This window comes from Shewanella sp. ECSMB14102, assembly GCF_000813075.1.
Lineage (GTDB): Bacteria > Pseudomonadota > Gammaproteobacteria > Enterobacterales > Shewanellaceae > Shewanella > Shewanella indica.
On the sequence record NZ_JWGX01000097.1, the window covers coordinates 1 to 2,926 of the forward strand.

Here is a 2,926-nt window from a genome sequence, read left to right on the forward strand (position 1 = left end):
ACATCGATCTGTGATTTTTAACGTGACACAGAATTTTGAACACCCTCCAGTTTAATGATATTGAGCAACTTGGGCTTAATCGTCCTGTTGTCTTTGAGTTCAATGAACTGTACAAAAACATCAGTTTTATAGCTTTTGTTGGCAGAGAAACTTTAGAAAACCAGTCGTACATATTTGTTAACAGTGAGTTTTTACGTTGTTCTAACAATATACTGGCTCAAGCAATCAAAAAGATGCCCTATGTAAATGGCAATGGTTTTCGAAGTACGAGATGTCCAAAATCAAAGCTGTTAATTGACATCAATCTTTCTGAAATTACCGAAGAAAATCCATATGTTTTTCCGTATGGAAATATAAATTATAAGGGTAATGCAATGCCCGGCGCAGATGTGCCTCTAGAAGAGATTGAACTGTCAAAGATCCACCAACAATTCAACGATGGCTTCTCAAAATAATGCTTAACAAACAATTTAAGAGTGATTCAGCACGCTTGGCATTTTTGGTTTGGGTTGAGTTTTGTGTTTACAAAAAATATGGACACCCAGCGTTAATGGCGTGGTAGTTAGCTTCCGACTATGCTTTGTTTAAGCATTTAACAAGGAGGTTATTATGCCGCGCCCTCGCCGAACTCAAATCAGCCTTGAAGATACGCCCTACTACCACTGTTGCAGCCGCGTGGTGCGGCGAGCCTTTCTGTGTGGTGATGATGCCTACTCAGGCAAGAATTATGACCACCGCCGTGGTTGGGTCGAATCGTTACTGTTTGAACTGGAAGCCGTTTTTGCCATTGATGTGGCGGCATTCACCATCATGAGTAATCATCTGCATCTGGTGTTGCATATTGATATAGACAGAAAGAAGATTAAGTTATTGTTTTACAGTGGATAGCTTAATTTTTGCTTTTTACATCAGTTTTCAATTAACAAGTCAACTAACTGAAGCGCTACTTGAGGCGTGATACCTCTCGGGGAAGTAATGGAAAGCATCACAGAAGAAATTATCGGAAAATACATAGATGTAGCTCAGTATAAGGAGTTGAGTGATTTTATACCTGACAAGAAGTTGGAGATAGTTGAAATAATCCAGCCAGAAGAGGTAACGGCTATCCGTGAAAGGTATAACCCTTATCTTGAAGGTATTGATGCAAACCCCATTGCGGTCACCCTAGGCGATGAAATGATTTTTATCGGTAGTGGTCCAAAAAATGAAGGCAACGTGTACTACGTAGATATAGAGTTTGGTGTTTTCAAGTTACACAACTCTATTTCTAAGTTTTTAAGTGCAATCAAATTCTAGCAAGACCATGTTACATTACTGCTGGACTTGGTAAGGCTTGGAAAATTCGTACAATTACAACAAGAGTTATGGGCATAGTAGTTTTTACTGTATTTTTAATTTAAATGGCTGAACATCGGCTTGCAAGACTACATGCGACATTTTTCATCCTTGATACTAATCTCGGGAAAGGTCAGTAGGCGCGAAGTCTAACAGTTCATATAAAGCTATACAGCTTAATTAAGACATCAAAAGAAATGGGAATGGATATGGAATACAGCAGAGAAAACATTGAGCAACTGCTAGAAGGGAAATTGCGGCAAGCTTTAGCTAACTTTGGCGAAAAAGAGCTAAGGATCATTGACGTAGGCGTGTTTCCTTGGCACTCGGAGATCAGTGTATCCTTTCTCTTCAGCGAAGATTCGGCAGAGGAGGATGATATTGCGGCATGGCCGCATTTTGATTACTCCAAGATATTTGCAGGTGATTGGGAGCAAGCCAGAGAATTAGCCAAGACAATGAATGACATGTGGGCTATCAATAATGATCCAATCCCATTCTTCTCGGATTTCGGTTCTGCATTAACATCTGACCGAATATCGAGCGTTATAAAACGGTTCAATCTGGCGCCGGACTTTAGGATACAAGTCCTGAACCCAGATAACCCTAATAGTAAGAATTTCTGCACCTAGTGGGTGCCGTAGCCTTCTGTCAAACTTGTACTCAAGAATTCAGATAATAAATGCGGCACTACAGGTATTGATAAAACAAGCCGTCATATGAACCTTGTTCGGCAGCATAGATTTACTGGCCAATGGTGAATATTTGCCCATGTATTGTAGGTAAAACTCAACCAGCACGCGGCTATTGATAAATCTCATACTCCAGAAAACACTAGGCTTGATACACACAGGGAATCACTAACTCAGGACGGATAAATAAGTGAACGAAGCTGTAATACTGAAATTAAGGGCTCTGATGACATGCATCAGGGAGAAGAGAACCGCTGATGCAATCGACTTTCTATCAATGAACACTGAGCTGATTCAGTTACAAACACCACTGGGCAGCTTGCTTCATATTGCTGCTGATAATGACGACTTGGAGTTGTGCCAGGCTTTGGTCAAGCTGGGAGCCGATATCGATAGCAGAGACAGTATCAGTGGCAGCAGTCCAATCCATAGGGCGGCTTCGAATGGCAACGAAGATATTGTGAACTACTTCATCGGCCTTGGCGCAAGACTCGATATTTCTGAGCCAGACCGCAATCCCCTTTTTACTGCAATACATTATGGCCACCTCCATATTGTGAAGCGGTTAGTGAAGGCGGGTATAGATACAAGGATCCGTTATACCGGCCAGACGATGAAGGACATGGGAGCCCTTGAATTTGCCCATGAATGGGGGCGCACTGACATTGCAGACTATATCCAGTCCCTTAGCTAACTCCCTTCCCCCACTATTTTATTGTCAATATGCACTACATATTAGTGACTGTCATTTTTCCAGGCCTTATCAGTGCGTTAATTCAACAAGGCCACAAGCCAAGGAAATCATCAAAACTCAGATACGAAAAAGCCCGCCTGTTTGCACAAACGGGCTTCTCTGAATATGGCAAAGGAGCAGAAGTTTGAACCCTGCATGACGGCGC

At 41.8% G+C, this 2,926-nt stretch carries 4 protein-coding genes and 1 pseudogene; all 5 read left to right on the plus strand.

The features are described from left to right. The first annotated feature begins 35 nt into the window (after positions 1–35). The 5 genes and pseudogenes from RC73_RS19405 (at position 36) to RC73_RS19425 (ending at position 2,721) form a co-directional block, all read left to right on the plus strand. Complete coding sequence (locus tag RC73_RS19405) at positions 36–455, plus strand: hypothetical protein (RefSeq protein WP_039036174.1); 420 nt, start codon at positions 36–38, stop codon at positions 453–455. Positions 456–609: 154 nt separating this feature from the next. Next, a pseudogene (locus RC73_RS19410) lies at positions 610–852 on the plus strand (transposase); the annotation flags it as partial. A 123-nt stretch (positions 853–975) separates the two neighbouring features. Then, the gene (locus RC73_RS19415; protein WP_039036176.1) at positions 976–1,296 is read left to right on the plus strand and encodes a hypothetical protein; all 321 of its coding nucleotides are present in this window, start codon (positions 976–978) and stop codon (positions 1,294–1,296) included. 242 nt (positions 1,297–1,538) lie between these two features. Continuing rightward, complete coding sequence (locus RC73_RS19420; protein ID WP_039036177.1) at positions 1,539–1,967, plus strand: hypothetical protein; 429 nt, start codon at positions 1,539–1,541, stop codon at positions 1,965–1,967. Between the two features lie 250 nt (positions 1,968–2,217). Then, on the plus strand, positions 2,218–2,721 hold the full coding sequence (locus tag RC73_RS19425) for an ankyrin repeat domain-containing protein (RefSeq protein WP_052248315.1): 504 nt from the start codon (positions 2,218–2,220) through the stop codon (positions 2,719–2,721). The last annotated feature ends 205 nt before the right edge of the window (positions 2,722–2,926 follow it).